This is a genomic window from Cohnella sp. 56, from assembly GCF_037963805.1.
In the GTDB taxonomy this organism is placed as follows: Bacteria; Bacillota; Bacilli; order Paenibacillales; family Paenibacillaceae; genus Cohnella.
In genome coordinates this window covers 531,295-556,110 of record NZ_JAZDQE010000003.1, presented here as the reverse complement: position 1 = coordinate 556,110, position 24,816 = coordinate 531,295, and the positions used below count along the sequence as shown (strand labels likewise).

General features: G+C 51.4%; 25 protein-coding genes and 1 pseudogene. 1 reads left to right on the top strand and 25 read right to left on the bottom strand.

The genetic code is table 11. The features are described from left to right. Positions 1–149: 149 nt before the first annotated feature. The 3 genes from hpf to VQ071_RS08005 all read right to left on the bottom strand — a co-directional run bounded on the left by hpf (position 150) and on the right by VQ071_RS08005 (position 2,274). Positions 150–716, bottom strand: coding sequence for a ribosome hibernation-promoting factor, HPF/YfiA family (hpf, locus tag VQ071_RS08015; protein WP_340513381.1), 567 nt, complete (start codon positions 714–716; stop codon positions 150–152). 247 nt (positions 717–963) lie between these two features. Beyond that, positions 964–1,161: a cold shock domain-containing protein gene (locus VQ071_RS08010; RefSeq protein ID WP_143106717.1), complete on the bottom strand. Its 198-nt coding sequence runs from the start codon at positions 1,159–1,161 to the stop codon at positions 964–966. A gap of 168 nt (positions 1,162–1,329) precedes the next feature. Next, the gene (locus VQ071_RS08005; protein WP_340513380.1) at positions 1,330–2,274 is read right to left on the bottom strand and encodes a formyltransferase family protein; all 945 of its coding nucleotides are present in this window, start codon (positions 2,272–2,274) and stop codon (positions 1,330–1,332) included. Positions 2,275–2,581: 307 nt separating this feature from the next. Between VQ071_RS08005 and rffA the strand changes: the two genes are divergently transcribed. Then, on the top strand, positions 2,582–3,712 hold the full coding sequence (gene rffA / locus VQ071_RS08000) for a dTDP-4-amino-4,6-dideoxygalactose transaminase (RefSeq protein WP_340513379.1): 1,131 nt from the start codon (positions 2,582–2,584) through the stop codon (positions 3,710–3,712). 283 nt (positions 3,713–3,995) lie between these two features. Here the strand turns inward: rffA and VQ071_RS07995 are convergent, their stop codons facing one another. The 22 genes and pseudogenes from VQ071_RS07995 to VQ071_RS07890 all read right to left on the bottom strand — a co-directional run. Further along, on the bottom strand, positions 3,996–4,346 hold the full coding sequence (locus VQ071_RS07995) for a hypothetical protein (RefSeq protein ID WP_340513378.1): 351 nt from the start codon (positions 4,344–4,346) through the stop codon (positions 3,996–3,998). Beyond that, a complete protein-coding gene (gene fliS, locus VQ071_RS07990) occupies positions 4,339–4,737 on the bottom strand; it encodes a flagellar export chaperone FliS (RefSeq protein ID WP_340513471.1) in 399 nt (132 codons plus the stop codon). The genes VQ071_RS07995 and fliS overlap by 8 nt, the downstream gene beginning before the upstream one ends. Positions 4,738–4,793: 56 nt before the next feature. Continuing rightward, on the bottom strand, positions 4,794–6,932 hold the full coding sequence (gene fliD, locus VQ071_RS07985) for a flagellar filament capping protein FliD (protein ID WP_340513470.1): 2,139 nt from the start codon (positions 6,930–6,932) through the stop codon (positions 4,794–4,796). 63 nt (positions 6,933–6,995) lie between these two features. Beyond that, positions 6,996–7,421: a flagellar protein FlaG gene (locus VQ071_RS07980; RefSeq protein WP_340513377.1), complete on the bottom strand. Its 426-nt coding sequence runs from the start codon at positions 7,419–7,421 to the stop codon at positions 6,996–6,998. 87 nt (positions 7,422–7,508) lie between these two features. Then, positions 7,509–8,537: a Gfo/Idh/MocA family protein gene (locus VQ071_RS07975; protein ID WP_340513376.1), complete on the bottom strand. Its 1,029-nt coding sequence runs from the start codon at positions 8,535–8,537 to the stop codon at positions 7,509–7,511. A 24-nt stretch (positions 8,538–8,561) separates the two neighbouring features. Then, positions 8,562–9,869, bottom strand: a complete 1,308-nt coding sequence (locus tag VQ071_RS07970; RefSeq protein ID WP_340513375.1) for a nucleotide sugar dehydrogenase — start codon at positions 9,867–9,869, stop codon at positions 8,562–8,564. After that, positions 9,866–10,444 (bottom strand): acyltransferase, encoded by a 579-nt coding sequence (locus VQ071_RS07965; RefSeq protein ID WP_340513374.1) that lies wholly within the window; start codon positions 10,442–10,444, stop codon positions 9,866–9,868. Before VQ071_RS07965 ends, VQ071_RS07970 begins: the two co-directional genes overlap by 4 nt. Beyond that, complete coding sequence (locus tag VQ071_RS07960) at positions 10,441–11,652, bottom strand: DegT/DnrJ/EryC1/StrS family aminotransferase (protein ID WP_340513373.1); 1,212 nt, start codon at positions 11,650–11,652, stop codon at positions 10,441–10,443. The genes VQ071_RS07965 and VQ071_RS07960 overlap by 4 nt, the downstream gene beginning before the upstream one ends. A 226-nt stretch (positions 11,653–11,878) precedes the next feature. Beyond that, positions 11,879–13,462 carry a TDP-N-acetylfucosamine:lipid II N-acetylfucosaminyltransferase gene (locus VQ071_RS07955; protein WP_340513371.1) on the bottom strand — a complete coding sequence of 528 codons (1,584 nt, stop codon included), beginning with the start codon at positions 13,460–13,462 and terminating at the stop codon, positions 11,879–11,881. 33 nt (positions 13,463–13,495) lie between these two features. Next, entirely contained in the window at positions 13,496–15,382 is a 1,887-nt protein-coding gene (locus VQ071_RS07950) for a glycosyltransferase family 2 protein (protein WP_340513469.1), read from the bottom strand. Between the two features lie 60 nt (positions 15,383–15,442). Next, positions 15,443–15,733, bottom strand: coding sequence for a hypothetical protein (locus tag VQ071_RS07945; protein WP_340513370.1), 291 nt, complete (start codon positions 15,731–15,733; stop codon positions 15,443–15,445). Positions 15,734–15,832: 99 nt separating this feature from the next. Next, positions 15,833–17,449: a flagellin N-terminal helical domain-containing protein gene (locus tag VQ071_RS07940; protein ID WP_340513369.1), complete on the bottom strand. Its 1,617-nt coding sequence runs from the start codon at positions 17,447–17,449 to the stop codon at positions 15,833–15,835. Positions 17,450–17,600: 151 nt separating this feature from the next. Then, entirely contained in the window at positions 17,601–17,861 is a 261-nt protein-coding gene (gene csrA, locus VQ071_RS07935; protein ID WP_340513368.1) for a carbon storage regulator CsrA, read from the bottom strand. 4 nt (positions 17,862–17,865) lie between these two features. After that, positions 17,866–18,330 carry a flagellar assembly protein FliW gene (fliW, locus tag VQ071_RS07930; protein WP_340513468.1) on the bottom strand — a complete coding sequence of 155 codons (465 nt, stop codon included), beginning with the start codon at positions 18,328–18,330 and terminating at the stop codon, positions 17,866–17,868. A gap of 123 nt (positions 18,331–18,453) precedes the next feature. Next, complete coding sequence (locus tag VQ071_RS07925; protein WP_340513367.1) at positions 18,454–19,035, bottom strand: DUF6470 family protein; 582 nt, start codon at positions 19,033–19,035, stop codon at positions 18,454–18,456. Between the two features lie 17 nt (positions 19,036–19,052). Next, the gene (gene flgL, locus VQ071_RS07920; RefSeq protein WP_340513366.1) at positions 19,053–19,973 is read right to left on the bottom strand and encodes a flagellar hook-associated protein FlgL; all 921 of its coding nucleotides are present in this window, start codon (positions 19,971–19,973) and stop codon (positions 19,053–19,055) included. Between the two features lie 19 nt (positions 19,974–19,992). Further along, positions 19,993–21,564, bottom strand: a complete 1,572-nt coding sequence (gene flgK / locus VQ071_RS07915; RefSeq protein ID WP_340513365.1) for a flagellar hook-associated protein FlgK — start codon at positions 21,562–21,564, stop codon at positions 19,993–19,995. A 20-nt stretch (positions 21,565–21,584) separates the two neighbouring features. Continuing rightward, the gene (locus VQ071_RS07910; RefSeq protein WP_340513364.1) at positions 21,585–22,085 is read right to left on the bottom strand and encodes a flagellar protein FlgN; all 501 of its coding nucleotides are present in this window, start codon (positions 22,083–22,085) and stop codon (positions 21,585–21,587) included. Positions 22,086–22,110: 25 nt separating this feature from the next. Then, positions 22,111–22,377 carry a flagellar biosynthesis anti-sigma factor FlgM gene (gene flgM / locus VQ071_RS07905; protein WP_340513362.1) on the bottom strand — a complete coding sequence of 89 codons (267 nt, stop codon included), beginning with the start codon at positions 22,375–22,377 and terminating at the stop codon, positions 22,111–22,113. Between the two features lie 90 nt (positions 22,378–22,467). Continuing rightward, a complete protein-coding gene (locus tag VQ071_RS07900) occupies positions 22,468–22,860 on the bottom strand; it encodes a flagellar protein (RefSeq protein WP_340513361.1) in 393 nt (130 codons plus the stop codon). Between the two features lie 78 nt (positions 22,861–22,938). Beyond that, positions 22,939–23,718, bottom strand: coding sequence for a ComF family protein (locus VQ071_RS07895; RefSeq protein WP_340513360.1), 780 nt, complete (start codon positions 23,716–23,718; stop codon positions 22,939–22,941). Then, positions 23,715–24,728, bottom strand: a pseudogene (locus VQ071_RS07890) (helicase-related protein); the annotation flags it as partial. The gene VQ071_RS07895 and the pseudogene VQ071_RS07890, both read right to left, overlap by 4 nt. Between the last annotated feature and the right edge of the window lie 88 nt (positions 24,729–24,816).

Genomic DNA, 24,816 nt, shown 5'->3' with positions numbered 1-24,816 from the left:
TATTTATTAAAATCGGAAAGAATATTCTATTCCGTTAGTTAATCTTGTTTGAACTGCCCCCTCTAAAAAGAAAAGCAAAAAGCCTTCTCATTCGTGAGAACGAGAAGGCTTGGCATCGCTTCATTAAGGTTTGTTGTACAAGCTAATCGTCAGACGACCGATTCGATCAAGCCGTAGGTGCCGTCATCGCGTTGGTATACGACGTTGGTCTCCTTGGTGTCGGCATTCGCGAATACGAAGAAGGCGTGTCCGACCAGATTCATCTCCAGGATCGCATCCTCGACGGTCATCGGCTCGCTGCGGAAACGCTTCGTACGGACAATCTCGAACTTTTCGTCTTCCTCATCCCGAACGAGCGTAGCCGTCGCATTGGAGCTTGCATTTTCTTCCTTGAAAACGCCGCGCGCTCCTGCCGCTTGACGCACCTTGCGGTTGACCTTCGTCTTGTGCTTGCGGATCTGGCGCTCCAGCTTGTCGACGACCAGATCGATCGAGGCATACATATCGTTGCTCTTCTCCTCGGCCCGGAGCAGCAGTCCTTGCAGAGGAATCGTTACCTCGACGGCATTGCTGTTCTTCGTGACGCTGAGCGTCACCGTGCCGTCGGATTGGGGAGGCGCTTCAAAATACCGTTCCAGCTTGGTGAGCTTCTTCTCGACATAATCCCGAAGAGCTGGCGTGACATCCATACGCTGACCACGAATATTATAGTTCATATGCTGCATCCTCCTTTGCTGACTTCATTTTAACATACCCGCAAGACCGATTTCAAAGCATTCCGCAGATTGTTTTGAATATTCTGTTATCTCGAAAGAGCACGCTGGAAGCAGTTAAGAAGTAGACTACTGCGTTCCCCTGGATAAGAGAAAAACCTCGGATTGCTCCGAGGCGGGGTGGCCATAAATCGTATTTAGGACCGTTGTCTATCTATACGTGAGCGAGCGTCCCGAGACGCTTTTAGTTTTAGATTTTGATGACGTTTGCTGCTTGCGGGCCGCGTGCGCCTTGCACGATGTCAAACTCAACCGGCTGGCCTTCTTCGAGCGCCTTGTAGCCGTCCATTTGAATCGCGGAGAAGTGAACGAATACGTCGCCGCCTTGTTCTGCCTCGATGAAGCCGTAACCTTTTTCTGCGTTGAACCATTTTACTTTACCTTGCATGTGCATAACATTCCCTTCATCTTCAATTCAATGGCATCAATAATGACATTATAGGCGATTTGGCCTGGCCCACATCCCGAATATACCATCATGGAAAGTTTTGTGTCAATGGGAAAAATGAAAGCGGTCTCAACAAATCTCCCTTTATTTTATAGCACAACTAATGAATCAACCAAATCGCACCCTCAGTTTCTCAAATTGCACTTTCTCGCCGGTTTCAAACACTGCATCCGTTATCTTCAGCATCCCCTTGCCACATATAACAACAGGCGCGCCTTCCTCTATGGTCCATATCTTTCCGTAATCCCGGATAGCAAATTTCATGTCGTTAATTGCCACCTCAGCGGTATTAACAATAACCTTTTTTTCATTGTAAAATGTGAATGCCCCGTGATACGGGTTCCCAACCGCGCGTATAAGAGCATATATTTTCTCGGATGATTCAGACCAATTTATACGACAATCTTCTATGGAACGCCAAATACTATATGTCGCCTGTTCCTCGTCCTGCGGATACGAAATTATATTTTCGTTTTTCATCATATATAGAACATCTACAAACGCTTCCGCATAAAGAAGTGATTGTTTTGTAATAATATGCTTAATATAGTCGTCACCTGATATCCTCATTTTTTTTTGCAGTACGATGTCGCCGCTATCCACGGCCTCTTCTGCAAATATCGCGGATATACCGATTTCTTCCTCACCACAAATCATCGCTGTAGGAGTTGGGGCAAATCCCCTGTATTTAGGAAGCAAAGAATCATGAAATACAATGACTTTATCCTGCAAAAGGCTATTTATTTTTAGGTCAATCAGATACTGCCAAGAGACTGCCACTGCCCCAGTGATTGTATGGTTAAAAATGATTTCAGGCAGCTTATCTTTATTTTTAAACCAATTATAATAGGGAACCTCATATTCTTTACATAATGTATATATTTTTTGTTCATAATCAAAACTAACTTGCTTATCCTGGTAGGAGATTACGCAACCAATATTCTCTCTGAAACCTTGCTGCAACGCCTTTTCGAGAGTAACATATCCTTTCTCGGTGGCGAATAAACATAATAGCTTTTTATTTGATTTAGTGCTTTTCGTTTCTCCACTCATTACTTCTCTACTCGCCCTTCTTTATTTGAATAATTAAAAAAATCTAAAAGAAAAAATCTCTCAAACACAAAATCCTCGCGAGAAAATACACGGCAAAGCGCTTAGCGATTCATCAGGATTGGCTACTTTGCCATCTTCATTTTATCATACCCGAAAACCCGCACCCAAAGGCGTCATGTATGAAAATGTAATCTGTCGTTTCTAAATATATTTGATTTCTATATCATACAACGGCCTTACGCAACCGTTATACATAGTACGAACTTTTTTAATGCGCTCTACCTAACTCAATCGAGGTGTATCTATCATGATTCCTTTCAATCGCCCTTCCTCCAGCGAGCTTGAGCTTCAATTCATACGAGATTCGTTTGAAAGAGGGCATCTGTCCGGGGATGGCTGGTATACGAAAAAATGCAGTGAATACCTCGAACAGAAGCTGGGTGTCTCCAAGGTTCTCCTCACGACCTCCTGTACGTCCGCGCTCGAGATGGCAGCGATCCTCTTGGATATCCGCGAAGGGGACGAAGTCATTATGCCTTCGTATACCTTCGTATCGACTGCTAATGCGTTCGCACTTCGAGGCGCTCACATTGTATTCGTCGATATCCGAAAGGATACGATGAATATCGACGAATCCTTAATCGAGGCTGCCATAACCGAGCGTACAAAAGCGATTGTCCCCGTGCATTATGCCGGAGTTAGCTGCAATATGACACGAATTATGGAGATCGCTAGGGCCTATGATCTGTTTGTCGTAGAAGATGCCGCGCAAGGTATATTCTCCGCCTACGATGGAATGCCACTAGGTTCTATAGGGGATATTGGCTGCCTCAGCTTCCATGAGACCAAGAATATTAGCTCCGGCGAAGGTGGAGCACTACTGCTTAATAATCCGGCGTTCATCGAAAGAGCGGAGATTATCCGAGAAAAAGGTACTAATCGCGCGAATTTTTTTCGTGGACAGGTAGATAAGTACAGTTGGGTCGACATCGGCTCTTCTTTTTTGCTGAGCGACCTTAATGCTGCCGTACTCTATGCACAGTTGCTTCGCTCAGATGAATTGAACGAGAAGCGTCTCCGGATATGGAATCTTTATCGGGAGGGGCTGTCGAATATAGCTGCACAGGGCATGGTGGAGCTGGCAAGCATACCTGCCGATTGCAGGCACAACGCGCATATGTTTTATTTAAAACTTCGGGATTTGGATACCCGGGCCCGTCTGATCTCTTACCTGAACAAGCGTCATATCAACGCGGTTTTCCACTATGTCCCGCTCCATAGTTCAGTCGCGGGCTCGAGATACGGAAGGTTTTATGGAGAAGATCGATACACGACGTCCGAGAGTGAGAGATTGCTGCGACTTCCCTTATTTTACGATTTATCCGAACAACAAGCCGGATTAGTCGTCGAAGCAGTCGGGAATTTTTTCCTTCAGTAAGGCCATTTATTTCAGCGGTCTGGAACGATCCGGACCGCTTTTATCTGGCTGATAACGCGCCGTCCCGCTCGTACCATCGGTGAAATGAATGTACGGATGACGTAATCTTAAAGCATTTCGAAAAATCTCCTCATTAATCTTGATCGTAAGGAGGCCTTTGATCTGTTGTGTTCGTCTGCTAGCTTGTAGAAAATACCGGATTAGCTCCAAGGATGGTTGACGTTAGAACAGGTGTCAGTCAACGGGGAAATGAAAGCGATAACAGAGATCGACAAAAAAAAGGCTATCGCCGTTTATCGACAAAATAGCCTTCTTCCATCAGTTCCTCTTGCTCGTACACTTGCTTTTGCTTCCGTCCGTCTTTGATGCTCCTCAGCTGTCTGGAAGCCTCGTCCCTCAGACTCGTCATATGGGCAACGATCTGACGGTCCAAGCGAGCCAAACGATCGGCGATCAGCCTCAACTGCAGCCGAATCGGCGCATCCTCATCGAGTTCCGCATCTTCGCGACGGATCTGAATCATCAGATCCGTCCTGCGCGCCATGAAGGTTTGCCAGTCCTCGTCGGTCATCTGTTCCAAATGGGCCGCGGCTTCCTCGGTCAATTCGAGCAATTGCTCGAACAGCTTATCCATGACTCGACTGCACTGGAGGCGGTGCTGCAGCCAGCTTGGCAGCCTGAATCCAGGTTTCTTTAAGCTCGAGTAGGTAATGCAGCACCTCTTCGGCGGGCTCGACGGACTTGTGTATATTCGCTTGGACCAACCGGTAATTGAAGTATTCGTACAGCTGCAGCAGGTTAGTGGCAATCGCTTGGTCCCGATCTAACGTAATCGCGAATTCGCTAATAATATTTTGCGCCTTGACGAGCTGTGTGTTCGCATCTTCCCACTGTGCCTGCTTGATTCCTTCGATCCCGGCCCGGCAGAAACGGATGGCGCCGTCAACGAGCATAATGAGCAATTGCTGCGGCGTGGCCGTCTGGACGGCCGTCTCCATATATTTATTGCGGGTTGCTGCTGGCATCATAACCGCATCCTCCTCATTGTTGCCTTACTACAAACGATAAGCTAGCAGAGCTGCTAATTTGTGCCGAATTGCTGGGACATATAGGCGCTCTGAGCGTTCATTTGATTGATGTATTTTTCCATAGCCGAAAACTGGTTATAGTACTTGGTCTCCATATCGTCAAGCTTCGTCGTTAAGGTGCTGATCCGCTTGTCATAGTCCTTCAAGCTTTTGCCCATGGTGTACGTCGTATCCACGCTCGAAGCCGTACCGGCCTTGGTCTTGAGGTTGGCCATCAGATTGTCGGCTTGTTCGACCAACCTCGTGGCCAAGCCGTCGCTCGTATTCGATGTCTTGTTGCCCCCGTCCGTTGCCGTGAACAGTGCTGCGACCTCTTCCGGATGCTCTGCGATCGCCTTTTTAAGCGCGGTTGGATCGATATACAGCTTGCCCTTCTCACTATAAGTGCCCGTCGTAATGCCGATCTGGGACAGCTTTTTAAGGTCGCCGCTTGGCAATCCAGCTACGTCGGAGGACAGTGCCAGCCGGAATCCATTGAGCGCCGAGGAGATCATCTGATCGTTGCGCAGCAGACCGCTCTTCGCCTTGGCTTCCCACTGGGTGATCTCGTCCTCTTTCATCGAAGAACGCTGCTCATCCGTCAGTGGAGCAAAGTTGCTGTACTTCTTCTCATCGAGCGTCGTGTTGATCGAGCCGATCATCTCGTTGTACTTGTCAACGAAGTTCTTGATCTTGTCGTAAATGGCGTCCGTATCTTGACTGACAGTAATATTTGAAGCGGCCGTCATCACTTTTTTGGCCGTGAAGTTCAGGCCGTTGATGGAGAACGTATTGGTCGAATAGGTTCCCTGAACACCGTTGTATTCGATGATAGCGTCCTTGCCTGAATTGACCGTTCCCGAAGTATTTCTCGTGGTGACCGTCGGAGCAGACATGCCGAGATCGTCAACCACGTTTTTACTATCCGAAGTCTCGTCTGAGATCGTGATGGATTTACTGGAATCGGGAGTTGTAAAAGCAAGCTTGTTGTTCGCATCCAAGTAGGCGGTAACGCCTTTTTTTCCGATGTCCGAGCTGTTGATCTGATCGATCAGCGATCCGATCTGCGTAGTGGCATTCACCGTGAAATCGACCGTCTTGCCGTCGTACGCAATACGGAGCTTCTGATCTGCCGTGTATTTATCGTTGATTTTTGTCGTCACACCGTCGGCGAAGGTAACGGTTCCTGTGCTCAGGTTCCCCGTTCGCGCGCTTGTATTCGTGCTGGTCGTCGTTGTCAAACCAAGACTATCAACGATATCGCTATCATTAGTCGTCGGATTCACAAACGTAATCGACTTGGAGGAATCGGGATTGTTAAATGCCAGCTTGTTGTTGGCATCCAGATATGCCTTGACGCCAGTCTTGCCAATGTCGGAGTTGTTAATATCATTAATTAGCGAATTCATATCGGTTGTGGCATCGACGGTGAAGTCCTTCGTTTTCCCATCGTACGCGATCCTGAGCGACTGAGGTGCCGCCAGAGCAGAATCGATCGGCGTCGATGCATTTGCAAATGCCTTACTGCCCGTTACTGTATTGGGCGTTGCCAGCTTGAAGACATTGTTGATCAAACTGCTATCATCGCTTTGAAGATCGACCTTTGCTGCCGAACCTGTACCAGTAGAGGAGAAAAAGAAGTGATCTAGGGTAGCATCATAGCTCACCCTGACACCTGTAGAGTTAGCCTTGTTGTTAATGGATCTGACCAAGGTATCGAGCGTATCGTCTTTTTTTACGGTGACGGTTGCGCTCCCTTTTTCTCCGGCGATTGTGAGCGTAGTCCCCGCAGTAAGTCCAAGGTCCTGCAGCTTTGTATCGACACCACTCTTGGCCTTGGCCCCGACCGGACCGCTAGAAGTGAGCCTAGCCGTCTCAGCGACTTGCTTGACCTGAATCTGATAAACACCTTCGGTTGCCGTGGCAGTGCCCGAGACCGAGATTGCATCGTCCGCATCCGATACAGCTTTGCGATTGCTAAAGCTGCTGGACAGCTTCATATCGAATGCTACGTTCCGGAAGTCGGATATTTTCGTATTAACGGCACGGTAAGCATCCCGCTGCCAGGTCAACGTCGTCTTCTGCTGGTTCAGCTTTGTCAGCGGTATCCGATTGGCATCCATAAGCTTCTTGACCATCGAATCGATATCCATGCCGGAAGACAGGCCTGTTATGCGATTAACCACTTCATGCTCACACCCTTTCGAGAAAGTTGCTTAGCGCCGCTCATCCACCAAGATGCCGGCTTGTTTCCATAAGGTAGCCAAGAAATCGAGATTTTTCTCTGGGGGAATCTCTCTGATGATGTCTCCATTCTCGCTGTCAACGACCTTCACCATGACCTGTTTGGTCTTCTCATGAATGGAAAACTGAAGGCTCGTCGTCTTGCCCGCCAAGTTTTTTAGCGCTCTCTCAATTGCCTTCAACACCTGCTCATCGCTAATCGCGATCTGATCGCCAGCCTGCTCCGCATGCTTAAGCGTCGTAAAATTCGGCAATCCCCCCGCCGTGAGAGCAGCCGCTGATGCGTCGGAAGTATCCGAAGAAGAAGACTCCGACCTGGTCGCCTCTACGGGTTGCGCAGGCTGCGCACGATCGGGCCCGGAAAATCCAGACGTCGAGCCCAAAGCAATAGCATCCATCCATATCCCTCCAGAAAACATGGCTTTTATTCCTATATCGGAATATCCATGTCTTCAATTAAGGGGGATCCGGACTTCTCCACAATATTATTTCAGCGGCAAGCTGATCTCACGATGTTCCCTAGCCGACAAATAAAGAGCTTCCAGCAGTTCAATGGATTTGCGGCCTTCTTTTCCATCAATCAGTGGCGCAGCCCCTTCTAACAATACTTGAGCCACGTTGCGATAATAGCCCGAATGTCCATAACCGTATACCGAAGGAGGGTTATAATTAACCGATTCCAGCAGTGAATCTTCCGCCCTTTGATCGGCAAACTCCCAAGTTTCAATTCGATTTACCGATGTGCCGCCAACGACAACGGTCCCATCTTGGCCTAGAATTGTAAGGCTGCCCTCGAGATTCTTGGGATAAGTAAGCATGGTGACATTCATATTGCCGATCGCTCCATTGCCAAATCTCATCACGGCGCTTCCCGTATCCTCTGCCTCGATCTCTCTCCCCATTGTATCCGTCATGGCAAAGACACTGCTCACGTCGCCGATCAGCCATTCGAGCATATCGACATAATGGCTTGCCTGATTCATGAAGGCTCCGCCGTCGAGCGCCCACGTTCCTCGCCAGGGAGCGGCATTGTAGTAGCTTTGCGGTCTTTGCCAGAACACATTTACCGTCGCCATATAGATCCGGCCGAACCGGTTCGCGTCTATGGCCTGCTTGACCAGCTGCAGCGTACTATTCAAGCGGTTCTGCTTAACGACGAACAAGCGGACGCCTTCCTGTTCACATGCGCGAATGAGTCGGTCCGCATCGGTCAGTTTTGTCGCCATCGGCTTCTCCGTGATGACGTGCATTCCCTTGCGAGCTGCCAGGATGCCGTGCTCGACGTGCAAGCCGCTCGGCGTACAAATAGATACCGCATCGATCTTTTCCGAATCCAGCATCTTCTCATAAGACGTAAAAGGCCTAGCGCCAGTCAACTGCGCGGCATCCTCTGCTTTTACGGCGTCTACGTCGCATACGGCTGTCCATTCGAAATAATCGCTCAAGCTCTGGATAGCTTGAATATGATTCACCGAGATTCTGCCGCATCCTACCAGGGCTATTCTGATTTTCATAATCGAAAACTCCCCCGCTATGTCCTAAAGAACCTCAATGTTATCGCGCAGCTTTACTTCTTTGAATGCATTTTTCGTATCGAAAATAAAGCTGGCCTCTGCCGCAATTCGGACATAATCAAAGGTGCTGTGCATCGTCGTAAGGATGACTAAATCAGCAGTTTGCAAGCTCTCCGCGCTCAATTCCACCGATTCGTATGATTTACCATTAAGCCTGAATCGCGGAATAAACGGATCGTGATAGATTACCTCCGCACCCTCAGCTTCCAGTTGCTCCAGAACCTTCAGGGCGGGAGATTCCCGTAAGTCATCTATATCCTGCTTATAGGCAACGCCGAGCAACAAAATGCTCGCCCCGTTCATCGTCTTGCGAAACCGGTTCAAAATCTTCATGCTCCGTTCCGCGACAAACTGAGGCATGTAAAGATTAATCTCCCCGGCAGTCTCAATCAGTCGCGTATGGTAATCATATTCTCTGGCCTTCCAGGTTAAATAAAATGGATCGACGGGGATGCAGTGCCCGCCCAGACCGGGTCCCGGATAAAAGGCCATAAAGCCGTACGGCTTGGATTTGGCAGCGTCAATGACTTCCCAGACGTTAATATTCATCTTGTGGCAGAGAATCGCCATCTCATTCGCGAGCGCGATATTAATGTTTCTAAACGTGTTTTCCAATATCTTCTCCATCTCAGCCACCGCAGGACTCGACACCTCGGTAACTTCGCTCTGCAACACGTTCCGATACAACGCCGCCGCCAACCTGGTACTCTGCGTGCCGACGCCCCCCACAACCTTCGGCGTGTTTTTAGTGCCGTAGAGTTTGTTCCCGGGATCCACTCGCTCAGGAGAAAAGGCGAGATAAAAGTCCTCTCCGCACACGCGCCCGCCTTCTTCTAGTATGGGTTTAAGCACTTCCTCCGTCGTTCCGGGATAAGTCGTGCTCTCCAAAATAATGAGCATCTCTTTATCGAGATGCTCGGCAATATCCCGAGTGGAGTTGACGACATAAGAAATGTCGGGTTGATAATACTTGTCCAACGGCGTCGGCACACAGATCGCGATACAGTCCACATCGCGCACGAAAGAAAAGTCGGAAGTGGCCGACAGCTTGCCGCGTCTCACAATATCGGTCAGTTCGCTGTCGACAATATCCCCGATATAGTTGATACCCTGATTTACTTTATCTACCTTCTCGGATTGGATGTCGAATCCGATCACCTTATAACCTGCTTTTGCCTTCTCCAGCGCAAGGGGGAGGCCCACATAGCCCAAGCCCACGACGCCTATTACAGCGGACTTATCGTTTATTTTGCAAAGCAGCTCGTTGCTCATTCCCGCACCTCCGTTACTTCATTATCAGACAGTTGGTAGGAAAGCCCGCAAACTGCACAAACTGCAGTTTGGGATACGAATCGAAGCCGTTCGCCGCAGGCGCATACCCAACCGGCCAGACGACCAGGAACTCCCACGATTAATCCGTAATCAGGAACATCCCTCGTTACGACTGCCCCCGCTCCAATGAGCGCGTACCGGCCGATCGTATGTCCGCACACGACGGTTGCATTCGCTCCAATACTGGCTCCTTCTTTAACGAGTGTCCGCTTGTAATCGTCCCTACGACTAATATGGCTTCTCGGATTGATAACGTTCGTGAACACGCAAGAAGGGCCTAGGAATACGTTATCCTCACACACAACGCCAGTATAGACGGAGACATTATTTTGGACTTTGACATTGTTGCCAAGCCTTACATCCGGAGAGATGACGACATTTTGTCCCAAATTGCAATTCTCGCCGATAACCGCGCCACTCATGATATGGCTGAAATGCCATATTTTCGTGCCGCTTCCGATCTCGCTTGGCTCATCGACATAGCTGGATTCATGGAGAAAATAATCCCGGTTCATTGGGGCATCCGCTCCTTCTCGAATTGGAGGATGGCTGCGATAATATAATTTTGCTCGGAATCCGACATGCCGGGATACAGAGGAAGCGCGAACGTGCGTGTCGACAGATACTCCGCTACAGGCAAGTCTCCCTCACGGTATCCTAGACGCTCATAAACCTTCTGCAGGTGCAAAGGTACCGGGTAATAGATACCGGTCGCTATACCTTTCTCATTAAGATAGGAAATCAGCTCTTCCCTGCATGCAGATTGGACGATGTAGAGATGATGCACATGTATGACATCTTCGGCGAGCGCGGGGTGCTGAAGACAAGAGACAGATAATTCCCTCCGATAGACATCGGCCAATCGGATCCGATCCTCATTCCAGTTCTTCAGATGCGGCAGCTTGATTCTGAGCACAGCTGCTTGAATCTCATCCAACCGCGAATTCGCTCCGACTACGTAATTGTAATATTTCGCTCCGGGATCATCCGCTTCCGGATGTCTGACTGTACTGGCGTTATCAGCGCCGCCACCTAGCTGCTGCATTGCCTTCAAGGCTTGCAGTCCCGCCGGACCGCTACCGTGCACGCGCAGGCCCTTCAAAATCGCGGCAAGACGGTCATCGTTCGTAACGATCAGACCTCCGTCGCCAAGCGCTCCCAAGTTCTTCGTCGGGAAAAAGGAGAAACAACCTATATCCCCCATCGTGCCGGCCATACTGCCTTTGTAAGACGCTCCGATGGCCTGACATCCATCCTCTACTACATGAAGGCGATAGCGGCGCGCCAGCGCCAGCAGCGCATCCATATCCGCAGGCTGACCAAAAACATGAACGGGCAATATCGCCTTGGTGCGTACAGTTATTTTGGATTCGATCTGTGCTGCGTCTATATTAAATGTAACAGGGTCCACGTCTACAAATACCGGGGTTGCTCCGACTGCTGAGACTGCTTCTGCTGTCGCAAAAAAAGTAAACGGCGAGGTAATCACTTCGTCCCCCGCTCCGATGCCTAGCGCCTTCAGCGACAAAACCAAAGCATCCGTGCCATTTCCGCAAGAAATCGCATGCCTGCATCCCAGAAACGCCGCTATCTCGGCTTCAAAGGCCCTTACTTCGGCACCCATGATGTAGTTATTCGAATCTACAACCTTTAATAAGGCTTCCGTAAGTTTTGACTGAATGACTTCATGCTGCCTGGATAAGTTTAAAAGAGGTATGTTCATGCGCCGCCTCCAAAGTTAAGTATACTTCGAGAAGATCATCGATTAAATTATCCCTTTTCATGTCTAGCAGCCCATTATAAATTATCGTACTTATACCGTTAATACTTTATATAAAACATTTTTCCATCTAGATTCGGGCCCCAATGCGCATAACCCGTTCCTATTTTTGCTGTTTAGCAATGCTTCAAAAGGCAATCTCCCTGAAGGGAGATTGCCTTTTCTTTGTTCAACCTTCTCGTTTTTCGTTTATGTCTACGATGTCAAGGAACAATTCGAGAGAACGATGCTTCGACCAGTTACTGCTTATTAAACGTTGCTCCCGTTGCACGTCGACAATATTTGCGTTTAGTTCTGCGTATGACAGCTTTTCAATAGAGTGAATATCGTGAATATTGACCCCCAATTTTTTGAAATAATCAAATGTGATAGCTGCAGGATTTATAAACACCTTCTTCCCCATATAGAGCAAAGCAATAATATTCCCTACCGCTTGCTGTCGGCGATTATTAAACAGAGCTATATCAACATCCGCTAGCAGGTCTGCATATTGTTTTAGATCTAACAATTTTAAAATCGGCGTAAACTTATCTCCGAACGTCTCCTTGCCAAGCTTCACAATATCGTTGATGTAAGGTTGAAATCCACCGTACGATAGGGGCATGATGACTTTAATATTTTCGTCTTTATAAGGTGAAATCATATCGATCAACTCAATATGCTGATTGCTAGGATTCGCCGAGTTACCTAATAAAATAGTCGTTTGATGTTGGTGATCGATCACTCGCTTTGAATAAATGGGAGTGAGATGGACAAAATCGACGAAATTAGGATAACTAAATTCATACCTTTTGGCTTTGGTTATGAAGTTTCGCTTCAAAATATCGAAATCACCATCAAACAATGTCAAAACTCTCGAAATTCTCCTTACGGCTGATTTCCTGTAATAATACGAGAGCGTTTTTTTATCGATTTGGTTAGAAGATGTTAGACCAATTCGGCTTAGATACGCCGACGTTTGTTGATCATACAATTTATAATCCACATAATTGTATAAATCCGCGCCCCAAACAACCCAGTTTAAATTGGTTTTTAGATCCAATTTACAGATGAGTTCACAAATATAATCGAACAAAAAATGAATATATATAGCGCTTCCTCTGCTAAGATACTCAATCAACTGATTTAAATGATCATCGATGTCGATTCTAATTACGCCCGGAAGCTTGAGGGTGACTTCAGTTATCGTGGAAAACTCTTGGTTCCTGTTGGCCACAATCAAAAAAACATGATGGGTCGCATCCATGCCTTCATGAACCATCCGGATAAAGTTGTCGCAGTATTGACTATCGTACAACAGATGGACATGCAAGACGGGTGAATTCTCTCGCAGCAAGCGGTGAGCGTCGCCCATCTCTTCATCGGCCAGTTCTTGTTCGAGACGTTCTTGGTTTTGCTCTTGCAGCTCGTTAAGATGCTCCAGCAGCTCCGCTCTCTCATCCTCAATTTGACACTTGAAAAGGAGAAATTCATACAACTCGACTGCGCGCAAAAACTCACGATCCAGTTCGTAAATCTGTGCGCGGCTAAAAAGAATATCGCCGTTCACAATATGACTTTGAATGGCTTTTTCAAGTATGGTTCTGGCTTGATCGGTCTGACCTTGCTGAAAGTACATGAACGCCCGCATCGCGTAAAGATCCGGGTCCTCCGGAAAGATCGCTTCCAACTCAAGTAACTTACTGTCTGCATCGCCATACTGTTGAGTTAAAATGAATTCTTGTACTCTTTCTTTTATGGAAGCGAGGTTCATTCAGCATAATCCCTTTCTGATCAAGCCTTTTACTTAACGCTCTAGCGGACTGAAAAGACGGCTTTCGAAGTCAGACATTAGTGAAGCCATGTATGGATAGATATATACGGCTTCTTTCAAATATTTTACTGACGCTTGATAGTTTCCTTTTTCAGAAGCTTCCTTGGCAAAGTGGATAAGCATAATAAACTGATCCTCCGCCTCGTCAAGCGTCTTGTAATAAAGCTTCATTTTATTCAATTGATAAATAAGATTCACTCGGCAAATGCTGCTTTCAACGTATTTATCAAATAAACGGTAATACTTTTCCCCAATCGCTTTTTCCTTGGAGGCTTCACTCTCATTTAGAAGCAGGACGTTCGCGACTGCAGACAGGACACGATTCCCTTCATAATCCGTTGATCTCGTCTGTTCCTCAAGAAGATAGTTGCCGATCTCTTCCCTTGGCGCGGTGTAGTATGTCAATAAATGCTGGACCAATAATTTAATCTGAGAGCTATTCACTTTTTTGAGAGCTTGTACGATCTCTTTTTGATCTCTGGAAAAGTGCTTGAAAACTTCGGCAAAATAGACGGGCTGACGACTAAAGTCGCAGCTTTTGATAAATTCTTTCGTTAATAAGACCTCAAGCTCGCCAGTCGCTTTTCTGATTTTATTAAGCATGGCATACTCATCTTGGCCGACTAGAAACGCATCGACGAATAATGACTTGATATCGCTCGCCGTCTGCTGGTACAAGCGTTCCACTTTGTACAGAAGCGCCTCTTTTTCATTTGCGTTCAAGCTTGAAAGGTATTCCTTTAAAGCTTCGAATTTTCTTAGATTAAAGCAGATGTCGATATAAATATTGGCCTTATCCTGCGTATCATCCATCTGCACCGCGTGGATAAATGCCTGTTCATAATTTTTGTCTTTAAAATATTTGGTAGCCGCTATCGCATGCATCATATATAGTGAATTTTGATCGGCGCAGAGTATGATAATGGCTGGGTCCTTGACAATCTGCAATTCATTATATCGATCCATCAACTCTAGATGCTTCAATGCGTATGCTAACGCCTTGCTATCATCACCCAATGCCTGACTCGCGACTGCGCAGTAAAAATATAAATCAACGTAGTCGGATTTAAGCTCGATACCTTCTTCACATACCTCGAGAACTTCTTTAAAAGCCTTGTTTACGAAGGCACTTCGACCATACTCCGCATACACATAAGCATGGTTCCCGCGCTCCGCTGGCGACAGCGACGACAAGATTCTGTACGCTTGACTAATCTCCTCAAACGCTTCGACAAAATCATCATGTATAAAATAACTATTCGCTAGCTGATAGCGATAATAGAGGTTTTCCGGATCCTTTTTGAGCTCGTTTAGCAGAATCGCCGAGGTACGTTTAAACTTGCGCTCGAGCAGCTCTTTATTATCGAATTGATAGCCATAGTGATTCAAGATCACCGGAGCTGCCGCAATGGGATCCTTTAACCGAGGCTGATTATGGACCGCTCCCGAGTAGCCGAACTTACCGTCATTTTGAAACAAGCGGTAGGATGAATAGGTTACAAACCTTTTTGCATCGGATTCTCTTACGTAATCGCGCATTGTAAATTGATACGTATTGGCTTTACTCAGATCTTTGGAATTCATCAACTTGATCAGTTCCTGGGGATTCTCAAGCTCTTCGTCAGCATCGACAATCAAGATCCATTCTCCAAGCGCATAGGAAATGGACAGGTTGCGCATCTCCGAAAAGTTGTTGTTCCACGGATGAAAGTAAACTTTGGAGGTATATTTACGGGCGATCTCGACAGTATCGTCCTCAGAGCCCGTGTCCACGATTATGAGCTCTGCATCTGCTTTGGCAAGCAGGGCTTCCATGCTGCTCAGGCATCTTACTAAGTTTTTGGATTCGTTTTTTACCATCATGCAGATACTCAGCTTATAAGGCTTTTTCATAACTATTCACCGTCGCTATTTCAAAAGTTAAATAAGAGATTTCCAATGCTCTAGTAACGGCTTCATTTCAAATTCCATCTGGTCGGCAAACAGATCAAAATCGCCTAGTTCTACAGCTGACAGGAGACCGCTCAGCTTTTCGTTAAATTCTTCGATATTAAGCGACGGGTTATCCAATTTATCTGCTTCGAATGCCAAATTCGCAAACTGATTGACGAATGGGCTAACCAAGTTCATCTTATTCGCCTCTTGCTCAAGTTCCAAGCGAAGCCTGTCGATCTTTTCGACAAGTTCGTCAATTTGAACCTTTATTTTCACATTAAGCACCGCCTGAATAAAGAAATAGAATCACTATTGTAAAACAAAAGGCCCTGGAATAACCAGAGCCCCTTGCCCTCTTTAATGAGTAGAAAGAAATTAACGCAGCAGCTGCAGAACGCCTTGAGGCTGTTGGTTCGCTTGTGCCAGCATTGCTTGAGCTGCTTGGGAAAGGATGTTGGACTTCGTGAAGTCCATCATTTCCTTCGCCATGTCAACGTCACGGATACGGGATTCAGCTGCCGTCAGGTTCTCGGAAGCGGTTTGCAGGTTGTTGATCGTGTGCTCGAGACGGTTCTGTACAGCACCCATCTTGGAACGCTGCGACGATACGTTCTTGATCGCAGAGTCGAGCGAAGTCAGCGCTTGGGAAGCCGAGCTAGCCGAGGATACGTCTACGTTGGCCAATCCCAGAGCAGCGGTACGCATATCGCCGATACCGAAGGAAATCGTCTGGCCGCGGTTAGCGCCGATCTGGAACGTTACGCCGCCATTGCCGGCTGCTTCCGTCTGTGCTTGGCTGAGGCCAAGGTCGGCTGCAGTCGTCTTGCCCGACAGATCCGAGAACGATATAGGTCCGTTCTGACCAACCACTTCAAGACGACCGTCTTTGGAAGCATTGACCTTGATGTCTTCAATGTACCCATCTTGGCCCTTCGTCTTGCCATTGAGATTGTTGTACGCGCTCGTGGCAACCTTGAGGGCATCTTGCAAGTTCTTAGCAACCGATGCCATCGATTCGTTCGCAGTAACAGCAGAAATCGTAATTTGGAGACCGATGTTACCAATTTTGATATCAATCTTAGCACCCGCAGAGATTGCAGAGCCGTTATAGTTAGTCGTGCCTGCGGTCGAAGCGCCCTTGGCAGCCTTGGAAAGTACACCAGCAGCACCTGTTGCAAGCTCAACTTTGGAATCTACACCCTTAGTGCCGCTTTGAAGAACAAGCTTGCTGCTGTCATCAACATAGCCAGTAACATGAGCAATGTTTTTGCCGGAAGCATCGATCGCTTCATTGATTTTGTTTACGATCAGACTAGCTGCTTTCGTTTGGGATACCTTGTCGGTAGAGCTAATCCCCGTCAGAATAGCCTTTTCATCCGTCGTAAGGTTCTGCCAGTTGATGTCGATGTCATTTCCGTCAATCTTAATTGTTTCTTTCTGGAATTCAGCCGTCGAGACTTTAGCATTAGTAGTGCCTAGTGCATTCGAAGCCGCCAATTTGCCTTCAGTCAGCTTCGCAATTACTGCGCCATTCGTCGTATCCGTAGCAACATTAGCCGTACCAGCCGACTTCAGCGCACCGTTCAACAGCTTTTGCGTGTTGAACTCGGTCGTGTTGCCGATGCGGTCGATTTCGTCCTTCAGTTGCTTGACTTCTTCTTGAATGGCAGCGCGGTCGTCGCCAGTGTTGGTGCCGTTAGCCGATTGGTCGGCCAGCTCGCGCATACGTTGCAGGATGGAGTGCGTCTCGTTGAGCGCGCCTTCAGCCGTTTGGATCAGGGAGATGCCGTCTTGCGCGTTCTTCGAAGCCATGTCCAGGCCGCGGATTTGAGCGCGCATTTTTTCGGAGATCGCGAGGCCGGCAGCGTCGTCGCCTGCACGGTTGATGCGAAGACCGGAAGACAGCTTTTCCAGGGACTTGCTGGCAGCAGCCGTGTTGCCCGTCAGTTGACGGTGCGTGTTCAGAGCTGCGATATTGTGGTTAATACGCATTGATTTCTTCCTCCTTGAAGGTCGGTTCCCACGTCCATGTGGGGTTTAGTTAGCTGAGGTCAGGGTCGGCCGCCCCGTCCCTCTGCTCCTACAATATATATCGAATGCTGCCGAATAGTTGTGAATAGCAAAATGCGAAAATTATCGAAAATTATTGATCGGCATCTCCCGCCGGATTCGAAACGCTATTGCCGCCCAACAGCTTGTGCAAATCCGCCAGCGGCACCTTCAGGTTCACGGCCTCGCGGTTGGACTCCTGAATCGCATCATAGATCTCCTTGCGGTATACCTCGACGCTCCGCGGCGCCTTGATGCCAAGACGGACCGTGTCCCCCTCGGTTCCGAGGACGACAAGCTCGATGTCATGACCGATAACGATGGACTCTCCTTTTTTGCGCGACAATACCAGCATACGCTCACGCTCCGTCCTGTGCAGATATAGTATCGTCGCTCCGGTTAGGCGGGGACAGCAGCTGTCTGGTCGAATAGCCGGAGTTGGTCAGCACGATCTGGCGGCCCAGCTTCTCGCGGACATTGACGATGACGGGAGCCAGCAGGTTCATCGTCGCAGTCGTCACGCTTTCCTTCAGCGTCACTACCGCCCATACCTGGACGTCCTGCTCGCCTTTAATACTAAGCTCCTCAAGCGTATCCTCGGTCAGCCTAAGGTCGTAGCCGGGCGAGAACACAAACGGGTCCGTCAATAGGAACACGACCTCGGCACGGTCGATCGATTGCATATACGTGAATGGCAGAATCGGATCCGGCTGCAGCAGCACGAACGACTTCGTATCCTCGAACCCCGGCATGCCTTGCGTGAAGCGTACAATTTTATCAGGCTCGATCTCGACTTGTCCCAGAACGGCGGACTTTATAAGCATAGTCACGGCTCCTTACCTTCTATATTAATCGCGTGTATAAAAAACAAAGCTATAGCGCCCGCATCAGCGACAACACGCCGGACAGGACTATAGCTTATAGTGTCGCCAAATTGTAGTCGAATTTCAACCTTGCAGGCTCACCAGCGGCGGCGGCGTGATCTGCACACTGCCGTACTGCTGCATATAGATGTCCAGCTTGCCCCTGTCGTAAGACAGAATAGGCGCGTTGACCGCGGTGCGCAGCTGAACCGGACTCGCTGAGGCCTCTATGGACAGATTGCCCGGAACGTAGTTGACGCTGACGTTGTTGTAAGCCGCCGGCCCGCGGAAGTCGAACTCGTCGAACGTGCGGCGCCAGTCCATGGCAAACTCGGCGAACGGGTTGCCGGGATTCGTCAGGTCGGCCATCCGGTTGCCTTCGTCCACGATGCGGGCGAGACCCTGAAGTGCGATCTGCGGCGCCATGGAGTAAATATTGTTCATCACGTTGAGATGTCCGCCGAGACCGAGCGCATCCCATGCCTTGGACTGATCGATCTCAAGCCGCCCGTTCGGCGACTGGATCTCGAGCTTGGCCCGCGGCTGCTCCATCTCGAATGTCGGCCTCGGCTGCTCGATATGCTGCGTGCCGAGATCGGCGTCGATGCCGAGCTGCGCATACGTCTGCTGAATCTGAATCTGGGGCGCGGGCACGATGCCTCTCATCCGTCATCCACCGTCCCTTACTTCAGGAAGTCGACCAAGCTTGGCGTGATCAGCTTCGCCCCGGCAGACAGAGATGCTTGGTACACATTTTCTTCTGTCTTCAGGTTCGTGATGACAGCCGACATATCCGCGTCCTCCGTCTTGGACTGGATATTTTTCAAGTTGACTCCCGTCTCGGTCAGACGGTCGCTGACGAGCGCCAGGCGGTTCGTACGCGCGCCGACCTCCGCGCGCTTCTCCAGCAGCGTGCCGAGCCGCGTATCGACGCTGCCGAGCAGGTCGGAGACTTTGTTCGAGTCCCCCGTCTTCAGCGCATCGCTGATCTGCTTGATTACGAGGAAGATATTGTCGCTGTCCGTGTCCTTGCCGAACACCTCGTTGCCCGTCAGATTCGCGCCGAGCGTAACGCCGGGACCGAGCTCGTACTGGGTCTGACCCTCATCCGTCTTCACGGCATATGCCATCGTACCGGAGGCATCGTCGATCTTGGTCGCCGGGTACGGCGCCTTCTGCGTCTGCTCGCCGTTAAATACGTATTTGCCGTTGAACTTGCTGTTGCCGATCTCCACCATCTGGTTGTACAGTTCCTTGACCTCCAGATTGATGGCGTCATAGGCTTCCTGCGGCTGCGCGCCGGTCGCCCCCTTCACGGCCAGCTCGCGCAGGCGCTGGAGCACGTCGCCGGCCTGGCCGAGCGTCGTGTCCGTGAAGTCGAGCATCGACGTCGCGGAGTCCGTATTCTTGACGTACTGGTCGTTGGCGTCGATCTCGCTGCGGTACCGCATGGAGAACGTCAGCCCGACGGGATCGTCCGACGGCTTGTTGATGCGGCGGCCGGTCGACAGCTGGTCCATCAGATTGTTCATCCGCCCGAGGTTGCCCGTGATGTTGCTGAGCAGCTGCGTATTCATCATCGTTTGCGTTACTCGAATGCTCACTTGAAGTCACCTCATCTCATTATCGACCGACGACGCCCATGCCGTTGATAATCTTGTCGAGCATCTCGTCAATCACCGTCATATTCCGCGCAGCCGCATTGTAAGCGTGCTGGAACTTGATCATATTCGACATCTCTTCGTCCAGCGACACGCCGCTGACCGACTGCCTGTTGCCGTCGATCTGGTCGACGAGGCTCTTGGAATTGTTCATCTGCCGGATCGCTTCTTCGGATTGCACGCCGAGCTGGCCGGCGATCGAGCGGAAGTACGCATCGACCGTATTGAGATTCGGATCGGCGGCCGTGCCGAAGTTGAAGCGCGTGTCCCGCGCCTGCGAGAACAGAACGGAGAGCGAATTGTTGCCCTCGATCAGGGTGCCGTCGTCGTTCACCCGCATCGAGGCGGAGATCTTGGTCGGATTGTCCGCGATCTGCTTGTTCAGCGTGATCGAAGCCGCGGTGATCGTCCCGGTGCTGCCATCGGCATTGGTGAAAAAAGGAAGGCCGGTCGGCGTGGACGATGTGTTGTAGCCGAGCTGGTGCAGTGCGTTGAGTCCCTTGAGCACAACCTTGGTATCGCTGCCGAGCGTCCGAGCGGCAACCGAACCGGAATACGTTGTCGTCGATCCGTCCGTCCCGGTCAGCGTCGTCCCGGTCGGGATGACGGAGCCCTTGGGCAGCGTGACCTCGATATCGCCGTTGGCGAGCGTATTGGCGAGACGGTCCAGATCGTTGATATAACCCTGCACATACGTATCGCGGGACAGGATCATCCCGTACACCTCGCCGCCCGTCAGCGTGCCGTCTGCGACCGCATCCGTCAGGCTCTCGCCGGTCACCGGCTCCGGCTCTCCGTAGCCGGACACGAGCTCGGTGCCGCCCATATCGATCTTGTAGCCGTCCGATTGCTCGGTCACCGTGATGTTGATCATCTTGGACAGCTCGTCCGTCAGCAGATCGCGCTGGTCGCGCAGATCGTTGGCGTCGTCGCCCAGTCCCTCGATCTTGGCGATGCTGCGGTTGAGCTGCGCGATGCTCTGCAGCCGTGAATTGATCTCGCCGGCGCGAATCGCGACATTCTCGGTCAGATCGTTCTTCAGATCGCCGAGCTGCTTGGCCGTGTGATTGAGCGCGTCGGTCAACGCCAGCGCCTGCTCTCGCACGATCTTGCGGCCGTCGGCGTTCTCCGGGGACTTGCTGAGTTCGGACCAGGCGTTGAAAAAGTTCGCGATGACCGTGCGAACGCCGCTGTCGCTGGGCTCGTTGACGATCGTCTCGAGCTTCGCCAGCGTGTCCTGACGGATGGAGTAATCGCCGAACGACTTGTTCTCGTTGCGATACTGGTCGTCGAGGAACTTCTCCCGAATCCGCGTGATGGACGTGAACTCGACACCAGAGCCCATCTGTCCGGGTACGGTCGAGCGGATGAGTCCGTAGGCCTCTACGGATTGGGCAGCGGTCATATTGACAGTCTGGCGGGAATAGCCTGCCGTGTTGGCGTTGGCGATATTGTGGCCTGTCGTGTACAATGCCGCAGTCTGCGTAAACAGTGAACGCCGGGCAACCTCAAGACCGTGGAACGTAGATCTCACTTGTCAATTCACCTCTCTCATTATGCGCGGGTATCGAACTGGCTCGGTCTCGAGAAGCCCTGCTCCTGCAGGGAACGGTGATACGTCGCTTCGTCCTCGCTGGGACCCGCGATCACGTCGATGGAGTAATGAATAAACTCGAGATGCGTCCGAATCAGCCGCTGATTGGCGTCATTGAGCCGCCGAAGCTCGTCCGTCGACTCCGCCAGCCGTGACGTGACGGTCTGGAGCGCACGCTTGGCCTCGGCACTCGGCACGATCCGAATAAGCTGCTCCATGCGGACCGGCCTGGTGCCCAGTCCCATCCCGGACACGAGCTGCTGGACGGCGGCCGCACGCTTGCTCTCGAGCTCGCCGGCCTGCTGCACCAGCCGCGCCTCGCGGTTGGTAATGGCTGCGACCTCGTCGACCCGGTTGGCGATCACCGCCTCGCGCTTGGCGCGGCTAAGTCCGATCAGCTGATCGTAGAGGGCGGCGAGACCGTCGAGCGGCTCCAATATCGCCTCGATGGCTGATTCCAATACGCTCACTCCTATCTGTCAACTCTTAGAGGATAAACGGCAGCAGCTTGTCGGCGATCTTGCCCGCATCGACATGGTAGGTGCCGGAGGATACGGCGCTCTTGAGCTGTTCGATTTTCTTCGTCTTGTCAGCCTCGCTCATCTGCTGCGACTGGAGCAGTTCGAGCGCTTCAGGCGAGATGGACACGTTGTCCTTCTTCTTCGCCGCCGGCTTGCCGCTCACGGCATGATCGCCGGAATTGGCATACACGCTTCTTATATTGGCTATACGCTGCGTCTCGTTGATTTTCATAATGGGCACCCCTTCCGCCGCCAAAAAAACAACCGATAATAGATTTATTCCTATTATCGGTCGCCAGGCGCGAATTATGAATAGTTGCTTTTAACGATCGTCTCTGTCAAGAATGCGGAATCCGTTGCGAATGTCCGATTGCTGCCGGCCCGCCGCTGGACCTGCGATACCCTTCTTCAGCTTGTTCTGGCAGTTGAAGCACACCTTGCCGTCGCGGATTGCCGCCCCGCACATCTCGCAGGGATAGGTCAGATTGGGCGCGACTGCCTTGGAGATGCGGCCTTCCTGGATAAACTTCGTAATCTGCTGCACCGTCACCCCGGTCGCTTCGGACAGCTCGTTTATTGTTACACCTTTATGGTCTTTGAGAAACTTGAAGCATTTCTCGTAATCTTGCTCAATTCCCGCATGGCATGTGTCGCATATGGTGCGGATATGGCGGTTGAACAGCTTCCCGCAGCGCGGGCAATTCGCTAAAGCCACTTGAGAGTTCCCCTCCCGGTCATCTCGATAGATAATGCTATTCTAGCATGAAATGGATGACGTTGTAACCGTCCGCAGTCATGCTCTCGCCCATGCGAGCCCGAAAATCTGGGCCGTGGGAAACGCCTGGCGAATCGCCCGCGCGCATTCGTTCATCGTGCTGCCGGTCGTGTAGATATCGTCGACAAGGAGAATTCGCGGATTTGATGAGTGCTGAAAAGACGGATGAATGGCGGGCATAGCTGGCTGAAAGAGGCCTTGCATGTCCCGAATACGGGCGCCTCGGCCTTTGCGGCTCTGCTTTTCGGTGTCCCTCGTACGGACGAGCAGATTCGCATAAGGAATGCCGTACCAACCCGCGAGAATCGTCGCCATGCCCTCGGCCTGGTTGAAGCCGCGTGACGCCAGGCGGCTCTCAGACAGCGGGACGGCGGCGATCAGATCGAATGACTGGGCAGGAGCCTGGGAATATCTCTCCAGCGCGGCAGCCAGCATCGCGGCCAAGAGCGGGGCGAGGCGCTCTGCGCCCTGATACTTGTAGGCGGCCAGCCATTCCTTCATGCCGTCGTCATAGCGGACTGCCGCGCGGCTCGCTTCGAAGTGCCGGGCGGTACGGCGCAGGCAATCTCCGCAGCGCTCGGATCGGCCGCAGACAGGACATGCGACGGTCATAATCCAGGGAATGCGCGCGCGGCATGCGGCGCACAATTCGCTCAGGGCCGCGCGGGCGGCCGGACTGCGGAGCGGAGCGATCAGGCCGCCGGCACCCGGGCGGCGCTCCTCGCGGCCGCAGTGCAAGCATAGATGCGGATTGGGGCGTAGCAGGCGATAGGCGGCTTCCAGCAATGCGGCGATCATCTGCTGCCGCCTCCCTCCAGCAGATAGCCGCCGCGCCGGGCCAGCCGGTTCATCGCGGCGATCTGCCGAATCGCGCCGACCTGCGCCTGCGTCCGGTACTCGCCGCAGAAATGCACTCTGCCGGCCGGATCGTCCGCCGATCGGCCCGCCCGGCCCGCCATCTGCACGAGGGCCGCCTCGTCGAACAGCTTGGCGTGCGCGTCCAGGATGAAGACGTCGCTGCGCGGCACCGTCACGCCGCGCTCGAGAATAGTCGTCGTCACGAGCAGCCGCAGCCGGCGCTCGCGGAAGGCGACGACCTTGTCCCTACGGCCGTCATCCTGCGAGGATGTGCCGTCCACAGCTGCGGCTGGTATGCCCCATGCGGCGGCATGTTGCCTGAACAGAGAGACGAGTCCGTCGACCTGGCGGATATACGGCACGAACACGAACACCTGCGCACCGCGCGCGAGCGATTCGCCAAGGCTCGCGAATAGCCGGGCGGCTTGCTTGGTCGGTAGCTGACGTCCAATCCTCGGCGCACCCGCCGTCGGGACGGACCAGCGCCGCATCGGCGGCAGGCGCAAGAGCGTCGGCACGGGCAACGGGTGCCTGTGATAACGCACGGGCACCTTGGCATGAGGCAGCCGTCCGCGACGTGCCGCCCGCTGCAGCGCCGCGGGCGGCGTCGCACTGAGCAGGACGGTCGCGCCATCCGGCTTGCGAGCGGCGGCGGCCGCATAGTGGAGCATCGGATCGCCGTGGTAGGGGAAGGCGTCCAGCTCATCGATCAGGACGAGGTCGAACGACTGATGGAACCTCATGAGCTGATGCGTCGTTGCCAGCGTCAGCTCCGCACGCTGCCAGCGGTTGCCGCTGCCGCCGTAGAGAACGGCAAGCGTCCGCTCCGGAAACGCCTTGGCAAGCCGAGGCGCCAGCTCCAGCACGACGTCCCGCCGCGGCGTAGCGAGAAGCGCCCTCCCGCCCGCGCGCAAGACGGCGTCAAGCAGGGGGAACACCATCTCTGTTTTTTATTGATGTGTGCAACGTGATAACTGGTGATAACCAAAGATGTTAATGCCCAATAGTTACTGTTAATATTGATAACCATTATAAATA

Excerpts from the sequence above, each read along its gene's own strand:
- VQ071_RS08010 (WP_143106717.1), bottom strand. The coding sequence starts at position 1,161 with ATGCAAGGTAAAGTAAAATGGTTCAACGCAGAAAAAGGTTACGGCTTC.
- VQ071_RS07955 (WP_340513371.1), bottom strand. The coding sequence starts at position 13,462 with ATGAACCTCGCTTCCATAAAAGAAAGAGTACAAGAATTCATTTTAACT.
- csrA (WP_340513368.1), bottom strand. The coding sequence starts at position 17,861 with ATGCTGGTATTGTCGCGCAAAAAAGGAGAGTCCATCGTTATCGGTCAT.
- VQ071_RS07975 (WP_340513376.1), bottom strand. The coding sequence starts at position 8,537 with ATGAAAATCAGAATAGCCCTGGTAGGATGCGGCAGAATCTCGGTGAAT.
- flgM (WP_340513362.1), bottom strand. The coding sequence starts at position 22,377 with ATGAAAATCAACGAGACGCAGCGTATAGCCAATATAAGAAGCGTGTAT.
- VQ071_RS07950 (WP_340513469.1), bottom strand. The coding sequence starts at position 15,382 with ATGGTAAAAAACGAATCCAAAAACTTAGTAAGATGCCTGAGCAGCATG.
- fliD (WP_340513470.1), bottom strand. The coding sequence starts at position 6,932 with ATGGATATCGATTCGATGGTCAAGAAGCTTATGGATGCCAATCGGATA.
- fliS (WP_340513471.1), bottom strand. The coding sequence starts at position 4,737 with ATGCCAGCAGCAACCCGCAATAAATATATGGAGACGGCCGTCCAGACG.
- VQ071_RS07980 (WP_340513377.1), bottom strand. The coding sequence starts at position 7,421 with ATGGATGCTATTGCTTTGGGCTCGACGTCTGGATTTTCCGGGCCCGAT.
- fliW (WP_340513468.1), bottom strand. The coding sequence starts at position 18,330 with ATGCTTATAAAGTCCGCCGTTCTGGGACAAGTCGAGATCGAGCCTGAT.
- VQ071_RS08005 (WP_340513380.1), bottom strand. The coding sequence starts at position 2,274 with ATGAGTGGAGAAACGAAAAGCACTAAATCAAATAAAAAGCTATTATGT.
- VQ071_RS07895 (WP_340513360.1), bottom strand. The coding sequence starts at position 23,718 with ATGATCGCCGCATTGCTGGAAGCCGCCTATCGCCTGCTACGCCCCAAT.
- VQ071_RS07965 (WP_340513374.1), bottom strand. The coding sequence starts at position 10,444 with ATGAACCGGGATTATTTTCTCCATGAATCCAGCTATGTCGATGAGCCA.
- VQ071_RS07970 (WP_340513375.1), bottom strand. The coding sequence starts at position 9,869 with ATGAGCAACGAGCTGCTTTGCAAAATAAACGATAAGTCCGCTGTAATA.
- VQ071_RS07925 (WP_340513367.1), bottom strand. The coding sequence starts at position 19,035 with ATGAGAGGCATCGTGCCCGCGCCCCAGATTCAGATTCAGCAGACGTAT.
- rffA (WP_340513379.1), top strand. The coding sequence starts at position 2,582 with ATGATTCCTTTCAATCGCCCTTCCTCCAGCGAGCTTGAGCTTCAATTC.
- VQ071_RS07940 (WP_340513369.1), bottom strand. The coding sequence starts at position 17,449 with ATGCGTATTAACCACAATATCGCAGCTCTGAACACGCACCGTCAACTG.
- VQ071_RS07960 (WP_340513373.1), bottom strand. The coding sequence starts at position 11,652 with ATGAACATACCTCTTTTAAACTTATCCAGGCAGCATGAAGTCATTCAG.
- hpf (WP_340513381.1), bottom strand. The coding sequence starts at position 716 with ATGAACTATAATATTCGTGGTCAGCGTATGGATGTCACGCCAGCTCTT.
- VQ071_RS07995 (WP_340513378.1), bottom strand. The coding sequence starts at position 4,346 with ATGGATAAGCTGTTCGAGCAATTGCTCGAATTGACCGAGGAAGCCGCG.